General features: G+C 72.0%; 15 protein-coding genes and 1 pseudogene. 10 read left to right on the top strand and 6 right to left on the bottom strand.

Annotated features, from left to right (window positions below; genetic code table 11):
• Positions 1-33: 33 nt before the first annotated feature.
• On the top strand, positions 34-972 hold the full coding sequence (locus DEJ51_RS17635; protein WP_150258457.1) for an alpha/beta fold hydrolase: 939 nt from the start codon (positions 34-36) through the stop codon (positions 970-972).
• A gap of 208 nt (positions 973-1,180) precedes the next feature.
• Here DEJ51_RS17635 and DEJ51_RS17630 read toward each other — a convergent pair whose 3' ends face one another.
• Positions 1,181-1,855 (bottom strand): TetR/AcrR family transcriptional regulator, encoded by a 675-nt coding sequence (locus DEJ51_RS17630; RefSeq protein WP_223835852.1) that lies wholly within the window; start codon positions 1,853-1,855, stop codon positions 1,181-1,183.
• Positions 1,856-1,903: 48 nt separating this feature from the next.
• On the opposite strand from DEJ51_RS17630, the gene DEJ51_RS17625 reads away from it, so the two are divergent.
• From DEJ51_RS17625 to DEJ51_RS17600, 6 genes are all read left to right on the top strand, one after another.
• Complete coding sequence (locus DEJ51_RS17625) at positions 1,904-3,607, top strand: FAD-dependent oxidoreductase (protein ID WP_150258456.1); 1,704 nt, start codon at positions 1,904-1,906, stop codon at positions 3,605-3,607.
• A 199-nt stretch (positions 3,608-3,806) separates the two neighbouring features.
• On the top strand, positions 3,807-4,148 hold the full coding sequence (locus DEJ51_RS17620) for a hypothetical protein (protein WP_150258455.1): 342 nt from the start codon (positions 3,807-3,809) through the stop codon (positions 4,146-4,148).
• Positions 4,149-4,167: 19 nt separating this feature from the next.
• A complete protein-coding gene (locus DEJ51_RS17615; RefSeq protein ID WP_150258454.1) occupies positions 4,168-4,521 on the top strand; it encodes a hypothetical protein in 354 nt (117 codons plus the stop codon).
• Between the two features lie 64 nt (positions 4,522-4,585).
• On the top strand, positions 4,586-5,287 hold the full coding sequence (locus tag DEJ51_RS17610; protein ID WP_150258453.1) for an ABC transporter ATP-binding protein: 702 nt from the start codon (positions 4,586-4,588) through the stop codon (positions 5,285-5,287).
• Complete coding sequence (locus DEJ51_RS17605) at positions 5,284-7,458, top strand: hypothetical protein (protein ID WP_150258452.1); 2,175 nt, start codon at positions 5,284-5,286, stop codon at positions 7,456-7,458. Before DEJ51_RS17610 ends, DEJ51_RS17605 begins: the two co-directional genes overlap by 4 nt.
• 165 nt (positions 7,459-7,623) lie before the next feature.
• Positions 7,624-8,586, top strand: coding sequence for a CAP domain-containing protein (locus DEJ51_RS17600; RefSeq protein ID WP_150258451.1), 963 nt, complete (start codon positions 7,624-7,626; stop codon positions 8,584-8,586).
• 49 nt (positions 8,587-8,635) lie between these two features.
• Here the strand turns inward: DEJ51_RS17600 and DEJ51_RS17595 are convergent, their stop codons facing one another.
• Positions 8,636-9,949 carry a VWA domain-containing protein gene (locus DEJ51_RS17595; RefSeq protein ID WP_150258450.1) on the bottom strand — a complete coding sequence of 438 codons (1,314 nt, stop codon included), beginning with the start codon at positions 9,947-9,949 and terminating at the stop codon, positions 8,636-8,638.
• A gap of 302 nt (positions 9,950-10,251) precedes the next feature.
• Between DEJ51_RS17595 and DEJ51_RS17590 the strand changes: the two genes are divergently transcribed.
• Complete coding sequence (locus DEJ51_RS17590; RefSeq protein ID WP_150258449.1) at positions 10,252-10,716, top strand: DUF1772 domain-containing protein; 465 nt, start codon at positions 10,252-10,254, stop codon at positions 10,714-10,716.
• Positions 10,717-10,767: 51 nt separating this feature from the next.
• Here DEJ51_RS17590 and DEJ51_RS17585 read toward each other — a convergent pair whose 3' ends face one another.
• Positions 10,768-11,379, bottom strand: coding sequence for a TetR/AcrR family transcriptional regulator (locus tag DEJ51_RS17585; RefSeq protein ID WP_150258448.1), 612 nt, complete (start codon positions 11,377-11,379; stop codon positions 10,768-10,770).
• 48 nt (positions 11,380-11,427) lie between these two features.
• On the opposite strand from DEJ51_RS17585, the pseudogene DEJ51_RS17580 reads away from it, so the two are divergent.
• Positions 11,428-12,261: pseudogene (locus DEJ51_RS17580) on the top strand (alpha/beta fold hydrolase).
• Between the two features lie 173 nt (positions 12,262-12,434).
• Here the strand turns inward: DEJ51_RS17580 and DEJ51_RS17575 are convergent.
• Genes DEJ51_RS17575 through DEJ51_RS17565 form a run of 3 tightly spaced genes read right to left on the bottom strand, consistent with a single transcriptional unit; the run spans position 12,435 to position 13,928 of the window.
• On the bottom strand, positions 12,435-13,055 hold the full coding sequence (locus tag DEJ51_RS17575; RefSeq protein ID WP_150258447.1) for a glyoxalase: 621 nt from the start codon (positions 13,053-13,055) through the stop codon (positions 12,435-12,437).
• Between the two features lie 5 nt (positions 13,056-13,060).
• Positions 13,061-13,489, bottom strand: coding sequence for a helix-turn-helix transcriptional regulator (locus DEJ51_RS17570; RefSeq protein ID WP_150258446.1), 429 nt, complete (start codon positions 13,487-13,489; stop codon positions 13,061-13,063).
• Positions 13,490-13,517: 28 nt separating this feature from the next.
• The gene (locus DEJ51_RS17565) at positions 13,518-13,928 is read right to left on the bottom strand and encodes a VOC family protein (RefSeq protein WP_150258445.1); all 411 of its coding nucleotides are present in this window, start codon (positions 13,926-13,928) and stop codon (positions 13,518-13,520) included.
• A gap of 376 nt (positions 13,929-14,304) precedes the next feature.
• On the opposite strand from DEJ51_RS17565, the gene DEJ51_RS17560 reads away from it, so the two are divergent.
• Positions 14,305-16,152: a galactose oxidase early set domain-containing protein gene (locus DEJ51_RS17560; RefSeq protein WP_150258444.1), complete on the top strand. Its 1,848-nt coding sequence runs from the start codon at positions 14,305-14,307 to the stop codon at positions 16,150-16,152.
• The last annotated feature ends 46 nt before the right edge of the window (positions 16,153-16,198 follow it).

Genomic DNA, 16,198 nt, shown 5'->3' with positions numbered 1-16,198 from the left:
CACGAAGAACGGATCTTCCCAGGAGGTGCCGCCGTGCCCGAGAACACCGCCCGCGTACGCCGCGATGTCGGCCGCTACGTCAACGACACCCTGCGCGACCGCTACTTCGCCGCCGAGGACGTGCTCCGCGCGATGGGGGCGCCCGCCCGATCCGAGACGGACGTGGAGACGAGCTTCGGCACCACCCACGTCTACCGGTACGGGCCCGCGGATCCCGCCGCCGCGTCCCGGACCCCGATCGTCCTGATCCACGGCGCCGGCTACAGCTCGGCGATGTGGTTCCCCAACACCCCCGGGCTCAGCCTCGACCGGCCCGTCTACGCCCTCGACACCCCCGGTGACGCGAACCGCAGCGTCCACCGCGAGCCCATGTGGCAGCCCGAGCGCGCCGCGCAGTGGATGGACGAGGCGCTCGACGCGCTGGGCCTGGACCGGGTGCACCTCGTCGGCTCCTCCTACGGCGGCTGGCTCGTCCTCAACCAGGCCCACCTGCGGCCCGGACGGCTCGCCTCGGTCACCGCCCTCGACCCCGGCGGCCTGGAGAAGGTCGGCCTGCGCTTCTTCGTCTGGATCTTCATCAGCCTGTTCGCCACCTTTGCCCCGAAGGCGCTGCGCCCCCGGCTCGCGAAGTGGCTGGACCAGCCGGTCCTCGCCATCCCCGAGATGCGCAAGTGGATCCAGCTCGGCGCCCGTGCGTACCGGATCCGCCGCCCCGCGCCGCTGCCGCTGACGGAGGACGCGCTGCGGTCCATCCGGACCCCGCTCTACCTGATCATGGGCAAGCACAGCCTGCTCGTGCACCCCAAGCGCCAGCTGGAACGCGTACCGCGCCTCGTCCGCGGAGCCCGCGCCGAGATCATCACGGCGAGCGGACACGGCCCGCAGATCGACCACCCCGACGTGATCAACGCCCGGATGCTGTCCTTCATGGAGGACGCCGACTCCCTCGACCCGGCGGCAGTGGACGCGTAGGCCCACGGCAGGCACGTCCCGCCCCGCTCCGGCGGCCGCCCCCGGAGGGGGCCGGGCGGGCGCTGCGCCGTCCGGATTCCGTCAAGCCCCGCGGAACCGGCCGGCGCCGCGCCGTCGGGGGGGGGTGACGGCCCAGGAGTGCCCCGGGCCTAGTGGAGTGCGTCCTCGACGGGGAGTCGGACGCCTGACCACAGGCGTTGGGTCGCGGTCATCGGGGCGCCGGAGGAAGGGCGCGCTCCAGGGCGTCGAACGCGCCGTTCACCCGCGACCGGTGGTCGTCGGCCACGTCCGCCGCGCGCTCGCCCGCGAGCAGGCGGCGGGCCGTGGCGACGTAGACGGCCCGGTACGCGGCGATGGCCAGTGCCGCCGCGAGGCGGGGGCCGGGGCCGTCACCGCCGGGGGCGGTCTCGGCGATCGCGTCCCCCAGCGCCTGTTCCACCTCCTCGACGCCTTCGCGCGCCCGCGCCCGCAGGGCGGGTGAGTCCAGCACGACGCGCCAGAAGTACGGGAAGTCGTCGCTCACCGCCGCCAGCGGATGGCGCTGGTCCAGGAGCCGGAGCAGCAGAGCGCGCAGTGCGGCGAGCGGGGTCTCGCCGGCCGGGCGGTTCCGTACCGCGGCGGTGAGGAGCTCGACGGCTTCGGGGATGCGGTCCAGGAAGAGGTCTTCCTTGCGGGGGAAGTGGTTGAAGACCGTCATCGTGGAGACCTGGGCGGCCCTGGCCACCTCCGCCACGGTCACCTGGTCGAAGCCGCGCGCCGCGAAGAGCATCGTCGCCTCGTCCGAGATCCGCTGCCGGGTCTCGCGCTTCTTGCGCTCGCGCAAGGTCAACGCCCCGTCGGCCGCGCGCTTTCCGGAGCCGTGCTTCTCGGTTTCCTCGGTCACAGACAACACTATAGCGACTCTAAAGTTTTAGTGACTACAGTGAAAGCCATGAACACGGACTTCGACGTAGTGGTGGCCGGAGGCGGCCCCGTAGGACTGATGCTCGCCTGCGAGCTCCGGCTCGGTGGCGCACGCGTGGTGGTGGTCGAGCGGCGGACCGAAGTGGACCCGACCATCAAGGCGGGGTCGGTCAACACCGCGACCGCCGAGGCCTTCTACCGGCGCGGCATGCTGCCCGCGCTGGCCGAGGTCCAGCAGCGCTCCGCCGAGCGGTTCCAGGCGTTCGCACGCGCACGGCGACAGCAGACCGGCCGGGCGGACGCACCGCCCCCTCGCCCGCCGGCCCGGTTCTCGGGACACTTCGCCGGGATCATGCTGAACGGGGAGCTGCTGGACGCGGCCGACCCCGACTTCGTGAACGCCGGTCCCGCTCGGGACGTCAGCCTCGTACCGCAGCAGGAAATCGAGCGGATACTCGCCGAGCGGGCCCGCCGGCTCGGCGTCGAGGTGCGCAGCGGCACCGAGTTGACGGGGTTCGACGCCGACGAGGGCGGAACCGAGGTCCGCGTGGTCCGGGCCGCGGACGGCTCGGCCGAAGCCGTGCGCGCGGCCTGGCTCGTCGGCTGCGACGGCGGCCGAAGCGCGGTCCGCAAGCTCGCCGGGTTCGCCTTTCCCGGTACGGATCCGCAGATCACCGGCCGTCAGGCGCTCGTCGAGATGACCGGCTCCGAGGCGCTGGGGACCGGCTGGAACCACACGGACACCGGGGTGTACGTACACGGGCCGATGCCAGGCCGCATCCTCACGGTCGAGTTCGACGGCCCGCCGGCCGACCGGGAAACGGCGGTCACCGCAGAGGAGTTGCAGAGGAGTCTGCGCCGCGTCTCCGGCACCGACGTCACGATCACCGGGGTGCACACCGCCACCCGCTTCACCGACAACGCGCGCCAGGCGGCCGACTACCGCGCCGGCCGGGTCCTCCTGGCAGGGGACGCCGCGCACGTCCACTCGCCGTTCGGCGGCCAGGGACTGAACCTCGGGATCGGGGACGCGATGAACCTCGGCTGGAAGCTCGCCGCGGTCGTACGCGGGCACGCGCCGGAGGGGCTGCTGGACTCGTACACGGCCGAACGGCACCCGGTCGGGGCGTGGGTACTCGACTGGACCCGGGCGCAGATCGCCCTGATGCGGCCCGAACCGCAGGCCCGCGCGCTGCGCGGTGTCGTCGCCGACCTGACCGGGTCCGCCGCCGGCACCACGTACTTCGCCAAGAAGACCGCCGGCGTCTCGCACCGGTACGACCTTCCCGGCCTTCCCGGCAGCCATCCGCTGGTCGGCCGCAGCGCCCCGGATCTCGAACTCACCGACGGGACGCACCTCGCGGACCTGCTCCACGACGGCCGGGCACTGCTGCTCGACCTCGCCGACGACGCGGAACTCAGGGCGCACGCGGCGGGGTACGGCGAGCGCGTGCGCGTCGTCACCGCCGCCCGCCCGGGCAACGGAACGGGGCATAACGGACTGCTCGTGCGCCCGGACGGAATCGTCGCGTGGGCGGCCGGCGCCGGGGGCGCCGGGGCCACGCCGGACGCCGTAGCCTCCCAGGACGCTCCGGACGGCGCGGCCACGCCGGGCACAGGAGACGCGGCGGACACCGCGGACACGGTGGCCGGACTCGCCGACGCCCTGTCGCGGTGGTTCGGAGCTCCGGACCGTGCGGCCCGGATCGGCGGTACCACCGCGGCGCGTTGAGAACGGGCGGCATTCCGGACACACCACATCCAGCGCGGCAAGAAGGACAGTACGGAATAGAAAGCCCCATAAGACCCCTTGAATTTCGCGGCGCTTTAGTGCAGAAGTAAACAAGTTGATCTTGTGTTAACTTCACTTTCCGGCGCCAAGGTTGCGACCAACACCGCAACCACGTGCCCATTATTTTTCTGGGGGAACTGTGAAGACCAAAACCTCTGTCATCGTGGCCGTGGGGGCCCTTGCCGTGCTCGGCAGCTCGCCCGCCATGGCAATCGACCTCAGCTCGTCGAAGGACGGGCAGGTGCACGCGTACTCCTACGGGACCAACACGCGCGTCGCGGTCAAGGACACGAAGCAGGACGGTCACCCCGTCTATGTGAACTACAAGCGGGAAACCAGCGGCGAGCAGTACGCACTCTGGAACAAGAGCGGCTCGGGAACCACCATGACCAGTGGTGCGGGAGGCGCGATCTACGTGATCCAGGCCTGCGTGTCGATCGATGGCTGGCCCGACAAGTGCGACGTGAAGCGCGAAGGCTGAAGTGGAAGGAAAAGCGGGGATGGGAAAGATGAAGAAGTCCGGGATGATCGCGCTCGGCCTGGGTGCCGCGGCTGTGATCTGCAGCTCTCCGGCCATGGCGATTGACCTGAGCTCCACCAAGGACAATGCCGTCCGCGGCTACTCCTACGGCACGAACACCCGTGCCGCGGTGACGGACCTCAAGCAGGACGGCATGACGGTATACGTCCGCTATTCGCGCAAGAACAGCGACGGATACCCCTACACGCTGCACAACAAGGGTGGTTCCGGTACGACCGCCACCAGTGGTGCCGGAAACACGGTGTGGATGGTGCAGGGCTGCATCTCCGTGGGCTGGGCGCCGGACAAGTGTGACGTGGAGCGCACGAGCTAAGCAGAAGTCTTTGTGTGGGGCCGCCGATACCGGCGGCCCCACACCTTTTTCCGGATGGTAGAGAATGCAAAACGCTTCACCGCGTACGTCGGCCCCGAAGACACCTGCACTGGAGTTCAGCGGGCTTCGGCACCGGATCGGCGACAGGACATTGTTCGACGGAATCGACCTGCGCCTCCACGAAGGGAATTCCGTCGCCGTCATGGGACCTTCGGGCAGCGGAAAGAGCACCTTGCTTTCCTGCGCCCTGGGACTCGTGAAGCCGGAGGGTGTCGTGCGGGTCGCGGACTCGGACCTCGGCCGGATGAGCCGGAGGGAGCAGACGCGCCACCGCAGCCGCCACATCGGCGTCGTCTTCCAGTTCGGTGAGCTGCTTCCCGAGCTGACGCCGGTGGAGAACGTGGCCCTCGCCGGGCTGCTGGCGGGCGCCGACCGGAAGAAGACCTACAAGACCGCCTCGGAACTGCTGGGCAGTCTCGGAGTACCGCGCCACGACCGGCCGACCGGCACCCTGTCGGGAGGCGAACGGCAGCGAACGGCCGTCGCGCGCGCCCTGGTCAACCAGCCGTCGCTGCTGCTCGCCGACGAGCCGACGGGCGCACTCGACGACGCGAACCGCACCGCGGTGGCCGAGCTGCTCTTCGACGTGCCCCGGCGCTGGCCGTGCGCCCTCCTCGTCGTGACGCACGACGCGCAGGTCGCCGCGCTCGCCGACGACACCGTGCACCTCGTGGACGGCAAGCTCGTCCCGCAGGAGGCCCGATGAGCACCGGAGCACCCCTGTGGCGGCAGTTGCTCCGCATCGGCATGGTCACGGGCCGCGCGGCCTCCACGGGCAGGATCCGGGCCGTCGCGCTCGTCTGCGCCACCTTCGCCGCCAGCCTCGTCCTCGTCACGATGACGTTGATACACGCGGCCTACGAGGGGCGTGACCTGCGCGACGCCGCCCGGTCCCCCGTCCAGGTCGCGGAGAACAGCGGTGAGCGGGCCCGCCTGCTGTACAAGCCCGCGTTCGACGTCGTCGACAACGTGCAGTACCAGGTCGTCTACATCACGCCCCTCACACCGGACGCCCCCGTCCCGCCGGGGCTGTCCGCCTGGCCCGGACCCGGCCAGGCCGTCCTCTCCCCCGCCCTGCTCGCCGCAGGACGCGGTGAAGGCATCGACACCCGCTTCGGCAGCCTCGCCGGCACCATCGACCCGCGCCGACTGGCCAGCCCCGGCGAGTGGTTCGCCTATGTGCGGCCCTTCGAGAGCACGGACACGTCCAGGATGTGGCCGGCCACCGGATTCGGCACGCCGAAGCCGCTCGGCATCGGCGAGGTGATGTTCTCCAAGCCCGCCTACTTCCTCTTCGCCCTCACCGCGTTCATGGGCGCCCTGCCGGTCTCCGCACTGATCGCCGCGGCCGCCCGCGCCGGTTCGGACGCCCGGGACCAGCGCACGGCCCTCCTCGAAGCCCTCGGAGGAGGCCGCCGCGTGCGGGCCGTCGTCAACGCCGGTGAAGCGCTGCTCGCCGTCGGGGCCGGCGCCGCACTCGGGTTCGCCGCCTCCTGCTGGATCCTGGTGGGCGACACCCGCGTTCCCCTCACCGGCTACACGGTCTCCGAAGCGGACACCCACCAGTGGGCGTGGGCCCTGCTCACCGCCCCCCTGCTGGCCGCGTTCCTCGTCCTGGCCTGCGTACTGCTGCTGCACCCGCGGCAGGACCGGCGCGACGGGGTCAGGCCGCGTCTGTTCCGGACCCGCCTGCCGCGCTGGTGGCCCTACCTCTGCCCCTTCATGCTGTTCGTGGCGGTGCAGGGGCCGGGGCTGACCAGCAGCTCGGGCACCAGGCTCCTCGTGTACGTGATCGGCGTCGGCGGCACCATCCTCACGCTGCCGTCGCTGATCGGGCTCGGCGCCGTGGCCGCGGGCAACGGCCTCGCGTCGCTCAGCCACCGGCGCGGCTGGCCGGGCGGCCTGCTGGCCGGCCGGTGGGCGGCCGCATGGCCCGGCGCCACCGTCCGCCTCACGGCGGGGGTCGTCATCGCGTTCGTCCTCGTGGGACAGACCCAGCTCTGGGCCACGCTCAACACCGGACCCGCCGTCCAGGCGCAGCACACCGTACAGAGGGTGGGCAGCAGCGCGGTACTGGTCTCACTGAACCAGGACAAGCCGGTACCCCGGGCCTTCCTGGAGGAGCTGCCGGACGGGGTCGAAATGCTCCGACTCAGCGTGGACCAGGCCAAGTCCACCGCCGAGCTCAACGGTCCGTGTACGGCGCTCAAGCGCCTCGCCCTCCCGTGCTCCGCGCAGCCCACGGAGATCGGGCGCACCCACCCCGACGCACGGGTCCTGGCACTCGCCACCTGGGACACGCCGGGCCAGGGCATCTACGCCAGGGAGTCCGCGGAGCCGCAGGGCCCCACCCTCGTTCTGGTCGGCGACAAGGGCCGCGACCTGTCGCTGCCCGCGGTCAAGGCCGCGGCGAACCGGCACCTCGGCATGACCGTGCCCGTGGAGACCATCGCCGGTTCCTGGCTGACCTCGGCGAACATGGACGACCTCAACGGGCGCTGGGTCATGCTGTACGGGACCTTCGCCGTCGTCGTCATCATCATCTCGATCATGGTGACGAACCTCGCCGAGTTCCTCCGGTTCGCCCGTCAGGTGAACGCCGTCAGCGTTCTCGCCGGGAACAGGGTCATCTACCTCAGCACCGCGTTCTTCACGCTGCTCGTGCCGCTCGCCTCAGCCGCGCTGATCGGCCTGTTCATGCACTACTGGCTCGCCACCCCCGTCCAGGCCGTCGCCTACACCAGCGAGCACACCGGAACGGGGGGCATGCTCCAGAGCGCCCTGGCCGGAGCCGGTGTCATGGCCGTCACCGTCTGGCTCTGGGGAGCCTGGGGCGCCGCACGGCTGGCACGGTCCTGGCGCCCGTCGGCGGACTGACACACGCCCCGCACGCCGCGGCTCCTTACCCGATGGGGGGGAGCCGCGTGCGCGTACGGGACGGGGCCGGCCGCACATTCCCTGCGAGAAAGGTGTTATCGCCGCCCGGCGCACGGGTCTCCTTCAGTGTCAGGCCAGGTGGGCCGTCACCTTCGAGGAGATGCGATGCGCTATCACGACGATGAGTTCACGTACGGCACGGACGCGGACGCCGGTACGGACACCCGCTCGGACGGTGTCGGTGCCGCACCGGCCCGGCGGGGCCGGGCGCGCGGCGCGCACGGCGCGGCGGGCGGCCACCGCAAGAGCCGTCGCCGGACTCCTCTGATGGCGGCGGCCGCCGTGGTGCTGCTGGCCGGGGCCGGCAGTGCCTACGCCCTCATATCCGGCGGGGCCCCGGAGCGCACCGCCGCGACGGGCTCGCCTTCCGCACTCGCCGGCCGGCCGGACGCGGCGGACGGCCTGTCGGCCGCCACGGCGTCCACGACCGCCGCCGGCGGTCCGGCGGCCGGGGCGACGGCGGGCCCGGGCGCCACCGCGTCGGCCCCGGCATCCGCGCCGGCGTCCGCACCCGTGTCCGCGCCGCCCGCGCAGACGAAGGACGCGGGGCAGCGCTCCGGAGCGGCAGCCACGGAGGGCGCCACCAAGCCCACCGCACCCCCGACCCGCACTGCTCCGGGAAGCGGTCCGACGGGACCGGACCCCAAGGTGCCCGGCGCTCGCACCACGACCCAGGACGTCGCGACGGCCCAGGCGCTGTCCCTGCAGCTGCTCAACGGCGAACGGGCCGCCGTCGGCCGGCCCCCGCTGACGCTCCGGCAGGACCTCGGCGACTTCGCCCGCAAGTGGGCCGAGCACATGAGGAACAACGGCTTCGCCCACTCCTCGTCAGCGGACCGCGCCTACCTGAAGACGGGCTCGCGCACCTGGACCGGCGAGAACATCGTCTGGTTCAGCGACGCCTCGATGACCGCACAGGAAGCCGCCGAGAAGTTCCAGTCGATGTGGCGCCACAGCTCCGGGCACTACAAGGCCCAGGTCAACCCGGACTTCACCGAGGTCGGCGTGGGCCTCTACCACGACTCCTCGGGCTGGTGGGGCGTGCACAACTTCTCCGACGGCAAGTGACGGGGCTCCCCGCGCACCGTTCGTGGACGGGGATCCGGGCGGCGGTGGCCTATCGGATCACCCCGGCCGCCCGGGCGGCCACGAGCCAGTCCGGGAACTCCTTCATGAGGCGGTCGTAGAGGTCCGCGTCCGAGCGCGCGGACGGCTGCCGGCCCGCCGCGAAGTAGCCGGCGTTGTCGACCGTCCGCCGGTCGAGGGTGTCCAGACTGCGCAGGAAGCGGAGGTTCTGGGACCCGAATCCGACGAACTGCCAGAAGATCGGCAACACGCTGGCGCTGCGCAGCAGTTCTCTGGTCGCCTTGCGGTCGAACGGCTCTCCGTCGGTCTGGAAGACCACGAACGCCGGATCACGGGCGCCGGTGGCCTGGTAGTGGTCGATGACGGCCCGCATCGCCGGGGCGTAGCACGTGCCACCCCAGTCCAGCGGTGCGTGGAGGCGGTCGATCCGGCCCCGGTAGTTCTCCAGGTTGAGGTCCGCGATCAGGTCGACTCCGTTGGAGAAGAACATGAGCGGCACTATGCCGTCGTCGTCGAGGTTGACCGACAGCCCGAGCACCTGTTCCGCCAGCTGTTGCATGGTGCCGTCGCGGTAGAACCCGCTCATGCTCCCGGAGTGGTCCATCACCAGGTAGACGGCGGCGCGTTGGCCGATGACCCCCCTCTTGGCCAGGGAGACCTGGGCGGCCTTGTAGAGGCTGACCAGTCCCGGTGCCGCCCGCTGGACCTTCTCCAGGCTCATCGCCGCCGCCGGAACCGGGGGCGCGGCCGGTATCACAGCCGGGACGGGGGTCACCGCCGGGGCCACCGCCCGGGCCGCGGCCTGAGCCGCAACCGGGGCCGCGGCCGGAGCCGCAGCCGGTCCCGCATCGTCGACCTGGATGCCGAAGGCGGTCGCCAGACCCGCCAGGCCCGTGTCCCAGCCCTGGCCGACCGCCCGTACCTTCCACGCGCCTTCGCGCCGGTAGATCTCCACCAGCACGACGGCCGTCTCCCGGAGCGTGAACGGCGGAGGGTCGAACCCGATCCGCACTCCCCCGCAGTCGATGACCGCGCGCGGGGTGTCGGCGGGCGTGAAGTGAGCGGCCGGCAGCATCGGGTCGATGCCCGCCACGATCGCGATCCGGTCCACCGCGGCAGGTACCGCCGGCAGGTCCACGACGATGGTCCGGCCGCCGAGGACCACCCCGTCCTGTGCCGGATGGTTGTAGAAGACCAGGTCGTCGTCACCGCGCACCCTGCCGTCCTTGGCGAGGAGTACGGCGCAGACGTCGGACGCGGCCGCGGGCGCGGTGGCGGTCACGGTGACGGAGCAACGCCCTCCGGGGAGCGGGGCGTTACCGCCTTTGGCGAGCATGGGTGACATGGGCGGCTTCCTCCCGGCGGGCCTCTCGGGCCTCAGCGGACGCGTGCACGGCCCAGTCTTGCCGAGGGCGGGGGATCCTGTGGCCGAACTCCGTAAGCGGTTCCGCGGAGGGCCCACCCCGACAACCCGTCCTTCTCCTTCCGAGAAGCACTTCTTCTTGGACTTGTCGCGGGAGAGCCCGGACCCTTGTCCACAGGCAGGCATGCATGCAGGCATGCAGACTCGCGCACGCGCCCTGCGCGCCCGCCTTCCCGCCGCCCCGCCAACTCACCGTGAGCACCGACGCACAGGAGCCGACGACCATGCGCACACGCCTTCTGCTGGGCCTGGCCCTCCTCTCCACCGGACTCCTCGCCGGTGCGTTCGGGTACGGGGCGGCCAACCTCGTCCCCACCTTCAACGCGGTACCACTCGACATACGCCTGTCGTTCCACACCGAACTCATGAAGATGAACGGCATCACCATGCAGGCGGCGATGGGCGTGTCGATCGTCAGCTCACTCACCCTCGCCGCCGTGGCCCACGGCCGTACGCGGCTGCTCGCGGGCGGGGCCGGCCTGCTGGCCCTCACCTCCCTCCTGGTCACCCGGTTCGGCAACGTCCCGATCAACAGCCGGATCAAGGAGTGGGCACACGGCTCGGCCCCGGCCGACCACACGGAGGTCCTGCGGCACTGGGAGACCTTCAACGACATTCGCACCGCCACCGCGGTGGCCGCGTTCGCGCTGCTGGTCTTCGCCTCCCTGAGGACACCGGCCCGCGCCTGACGACGCCAGGCCCGGCCCGCCCGCCTGCCCGCCCGCCCCGGCCATGCGCCCCTACGAGTCGGCCGGCGCAGCGGCGGCCCCGGACTGCGCCGCGCGGACGACGGCCTCCGCGGCCCGGGACGCCGCCAGCACCGGGCCGGTGCTCCGCGCGGCGCGGCCGAGCATGAACGCGCCCTCCAGCAGGGCGATCACGGAGCTCGCGGTCTCGTGCGCGGCGGGCTCGGCGATGCCGCCCGCCCGGTAGAAGGCGGCGAGCCCGTCCGTCCAGCTCGCGAAGACCTCCGCGGTGGCCAGGCGCAGCGGTTCGTGGGTGCCGGCCACCTCCAGCGCGAGGGTGGCGATGGGGCACGGGTCGGTGAAGTCGAGCTCGTGCAGGGTCTGCGCCGCGGCCGTGAACGCGTCGCGGGTGACGGTGGCCATGTCCGCGTCCTGCGCCGGGGAGAAGAGGCCGGCGATCAGTTCCAGGTAGGCCGCCCCGGACGTACGGATCACCTCCTCGCCGAGCTGCGCCTTGCCCCCGGGGAAGAAGTGGTAGGCCGAGCCGTACGGGGCGCCGGCGGCCGCGACGATCTGCTTCATGCCGCTGGCGGCGTAGCCCTGCCGCCGGAACAGCTCGGTCGCGGCGGTGACGATGCGCGCTCTGGTGTCGCCCGTGGTTCTCACGCTCGATAGTCTCTCACTAGATCGGTCTATCAAGTCGGAGGTACCACCTTGTCCGAGATCGAACTGAGCGCAGGCGTCATCGACTTCACGGACACGGGCGGGGACGGGGAGGTCGTGGTGCTCGTCCACGGGCTCGGCTTCGACGAGTCGGTCTGGGACGAGGTGGTACGCTAACTGCGGGCCGATTTCCGGGTGGTGGTGCCCGTACTGCCGATCGGCAGCCATCGCAGGCCGATGCGGCCGGACGCGGACCTTTCGGCGCACGGCGTCGCCGCGCTCCTGGCCGAGTTCCTGGAGCGGCTCGGACTGCGTGACGTCACCCTGGTCCAGAACGACGCGGGCACGGCCCAGCTCCTGGTGGGCGTGCGCGACGAACGCGTCGGCCGCCTGGTGCTCACCTCGTGCGAGGCGCTGGAGAACTACCCGCCGGGCATCCAGGGCAGGACCCTGTACGCGGCCTCCCGGATCCCGGGCGGCCTGTTCCTGCTGCTGCAGTCCTTCCGCGTCCCCTTCCTCGTACGGATGGGGAGCTCGCTGGGCGGGATGGCGCGGCGCCCGATCCCCTACGCGCTGGTCCGGCGCTGGTACCGGCCCCTGCTCAGCCGGCGTGCGATCCGCCGGGATCTCGCGAAGTTCTGCCGCAGCACCCGGAAGGACACCTACCTTCAGGCCGCGGAGAAGCTCGCGGAGTTCGACCGGCCCGCGCTGGTCGTCTGGGGAGCCGAGGACCGCATGATGCCGCCCGCCACGGGGCGGCGGCTCGCCGAACTGCTGCCGCACGGACGGTACGTGGAGATCCCCAAGGCCGGCACGCTCGTCCAGCTGGACGATCCCGGGGCCCTCTGCGCGGAGCTGCGCCGCTTCGTCCGGGAGACCGCCTGAGGCCCGGTCGGCCACCGGCCGCTGATCTGCCCCGTGGCAAAGCCCCAGGCCGACGGCCTGGGGCTGCTGCGGTGCCGAAACCGGGGGACCGGTGGCCGGGTCGCCGGCGGCCGGGTCGCCGGCGGCCGGTCGCCGATGGATCAGCCGACGGCCCGCTTGCCGATGCCCGATGCTCAAGCCGTGGCCGGTACCGCGGCCTCCCAGGCGAAGCCGTCGGGGTCGGTGAAGGGCCCGCCGGTGCCCCCGATGACGAGCCGGTGGGAACCGGAGCCGTCGACCGGTACGCCGACGTCCTTGGCCAGGGCGCGGCGCCCGTACAGCGCCAGCTTGAAGGGGCTCGACGGAGTGGCGAACTCGACGTACTTGCTGCCGAAGCCCTTGGCCACGGCGAGGCCGCGGCCGACGTAGAACTGCTTGGTGGCGGACACGTCGGCCACCCCCAGCAGGAGCACGACGTCGTCGATCCGCCCGGTGGCCGGGCCGGCGTCCCGCTTCGCGGACGTCGCGAGCTTCCAGACCGTCCCGTCCGGGGCCTGCACGACGGCGGCGTAGCCCCAGAACGACTTCGAGGCGGGCTTCAGGGTGGTGGCACCGGCGGCGAGGGCAGCGCCTGCGAGGGCGTCCACGTCGGCCGGCCGGGGGACGGTGAGCGAGAGCGCGAACCCGCGGAAGCCGGTCGTCGGTGCCTCCGAGGCCCGCAGGCGGACCTGCACGTCCGGGGCGAAGGCGGTGTAGAAGCGGTGGGCGGCCGTGGTGTCGGCCACCTCAAGGGTGAAGGACTCGGTGGAGGTCATGAACATCACGCTAGTTCCGGCGCCGGGGCGGAGGCTTCTCGAATCCTGACCGCTTCGGCCGGGCCTCGCGCGGTACGCGGATACGCGTCCGGAGCGGTCCCGACCAGCTCGGTGAACCGGGCGCGGAAGATGCCCGGGGTCGCGCAGCCGACGGCCCGGCCGACGTCGGCGACCCCGAGGCCGCCGGCCCGCAGCAGGTCCGTCGCACGCTGGACGCGGCGAGCCGTCAGGTAGGCGTACGGGGACGCGCCGTAGGCGAGCCGGAACCGGCGGCCGAGGTGCCCGGCCGCCATGTCCGCGTCGCGGGCGAGCTCCTCGACGTCCAGCGGACGCGCGTACTGCCGGTCGAGCCGGTCCCGGACGCGCCGCAGCCGCGCCAGGTCCTCCAGGTGAGCTGCCTCGATCAGTGCCTGTCTCCACGCGGGACGACACATGGTGGACCCCCTTCGTCGACGGAACCGGTCAGCGGATTTCCTGGATGCGGATCAGGTTGCCGGCGGGGTCGCGGAACGCGCAGTCGCGGACTCCGTACGGCTGCTCGGTCGGCTCCTGGACGACCTCGGCGTCGGCTGCCTGGATCTTCTCGAAGGTGCTGTCGAGGTTCTTGGTGGCGAGGAGGATCCAGCCGTAGGTGCCCTTCGCCATCATCTCGGCGATGGTGCGGCGCTCCGCCTCGGTGACACCGGGGTCGACCGCCGGCGGGGCGAGCAGGATGGCGGTGCCGGGCTGGCCGGCCGGGCCGACCGTGATCCAGCGCATCTTGCCCTGGCCCACGTCACTGCGGACCTCGAAGCCGAGGATGTCGCGGTAGAAGGCCACCGCGGCGTCCGGGTCGTTCTGCGGGAGGGTGCTCATGTGAATGCTGATGTCCATGTCCGTCACGGTAACTACGCCTGAAGGAAGGGCGCTTCTCGAAAACTGACCGATGAGGGCCCTCTTCCGGGCCTGTGCGGGGGGGTCGGAGCCGCCCGCGCCGAAGGGAGCGGCCGCGTCCCGGTTCGCAGGGGGCCGAGCCGGTGTACGTGATCACTACGGGTTGCGGCCGGGCGGGGGATCGGGGGCTGGCCCTCGGGCCGTCGTCAGCGCAGCTCAGGGCGGTGCCTTCACCCGGGCGGCCCGAGGCGCGGGCGATCTTCCCGGTGTGCGGCGCGCGCGGCGTCGGCATAGGTCTGTGCTCGTAGGCGTCGTGGGCGCCCTGTGCCCGCACGGGCACGGCACCCGCGCTCCAGCACCCCTCGTGAGGAGTCACATGTCACGTATCAAGCGCCGGTCCGCGCGACGGTCAGTCCCCCGAACCGCGCGCCGGGCCGCCCGCCGGGCCGCGATCTCCGTCCTCGCGGCCACCGCCGCCCTGGTCACGGCCGTTCCGGCAGCCGCGCACGACGGTTCTGCCCGCCCCGAGGAAAAAGCGGCCCTCGGCGCCGAACACGCCCAGGAGCATACGAAGGTCCGCGAACAGCTCGTCAAGCTGGGCGGGTACTCCCAGCTCGCCCGGATCGACAGCCTGAACTCCCTGACCCGCTCCCAGGCCGACGTGAACGCGCGCTTCCACCCGAAGGCGTTCGGGCAGTTCGCCGAGTACTTCCAGTCCCCGGACTTCGCCGCCCACATCGCCATGCTCCCGACCGGAAAGGTGCTCCTCTTCTCCTTCGAGCGGATGGAGACCGACCCGACCGAGGAGCCCGCGCCGACCAACACCCTCGGCAGGGCGAACGCCGGCCGCGCCTTCCTGTGGGACCCGCGCCGCGGCACCGGCCCGGACGCCTTCACGAAGGTCACCCCGCCCGAGCTGGTCGTGCCCGACGGCACGGGCGAGAAGCGGCCGGCGCCCTTCTTCTGCGCGGGACACGCCTTCCTGCCCAACGGCATGGTCGGCGTCTTCGGCGGCAACCTCGGCTACGGCGGCGGGGCCGGCGCCAAGCTGTCGCTGGTCTTCGACCCGTGGACCGAGAGCTGGTCCGTGAACAAGGACATGGAGGTCGGCCGCTGGTACCCCTCCGTGGCCACCGCCCCCGACGGGCGCCTGCTGATCATGTCCGGCCACACCGACCAGGGCTGGGGCACCTCCACCTCGGTCGTCGAGCGCTTCCCCGCCAAGAGCCACCCGGTCCCGTTCGAGAAGACCCTGATCCCGAGGGACGTCCCCACCGACACCCTGCGCGTGGACGCGCCGTTCGGCGCCGACAGCGACTACCCGCACCTGTTCACCCTGCGCGACGGCAAGGTGTACGGCCTGGGCCGGCACGCCACCAAGCAGTGGGCCTTCGACCCGGTCGCGGAGACCCGTACGGACCTGCCCGCGCGCCCCGACGGCGTCCACCGCGGCTACGGCTCCGCCGTGGCGCTGCCCGCCGGACTGCGCGGCCCGGACTCCGTACTGGTCCTCGGCGGCGACCGGGACGACCCCAACACCTACCGGCTCACGAGCGGCGGCGCCTGGGAGAAGCAGCAGCCCCGCGCCTTCGGCCGCACGCAGGACGACACGCTGCTGCTGCCGGACGCGAGCCTGCTGACCGTCAACGGTGCCCACGGCATCCGGGACTACGGCAACGGCGACTACAACCCCAAGTCCGATCTGAAGTACCGGCAGATCGAGACCCGCAACGCGCTGGGCGAGTGGAAGCTGGGACCGGCCCAGCGGCTGCCGCGCGGCTACCACTCCAACGCCGTCGTCCTCCCGGACGGCCGGGTCATGGTCACGGGTGACGAGCTGCAGCAGCTCGCCAACGACCCGAAGATCGACGACGACATGAACGGCAGCATCGAGATCTTCGAGCCGGCCTACCTCCACCAGGGCAGCCGCCCGGCCCTCGACCGCGCCCCCGACACGCCGCTGCGGTACGACACCGCCTTCACCGTGGGCACCTCCACGCCCGACAAGGTCAAGAAGGCCGTCCTGCTGGCCCCGACCACGGCGACGCACTCGCTCAACACCAGCCAGCGCCACCTGGAGCTGGGCATCGTCAAGCGTCAGGGGAACAGCCTGCGCCTGCAGGCACCGCCTTCGGCCAACGACGTCCCGCCCGGCTACTACATGCTCTTCCTGCTGGACGAGTACGGGGTGCCGAGCGCGGCCAAGTGGGTCTCGTTCCGATAGCCCCACCGCGCCACGGCGCATCGCGGCCCCGGACCGTCGGCCCGGG

Source organism: Streptomyces venezuelae (genome assembly GCF_008642275.1).
Lineage (GTDB): Bacteria > Actinomycetota > Actinomycetes > Streptomycetales > Streptomycetaceae > Streptomyces > Streptomyces venezuelae_E.
This window is presented reverse-complemented; position numbering and strand designations above follow the sequence as displayed.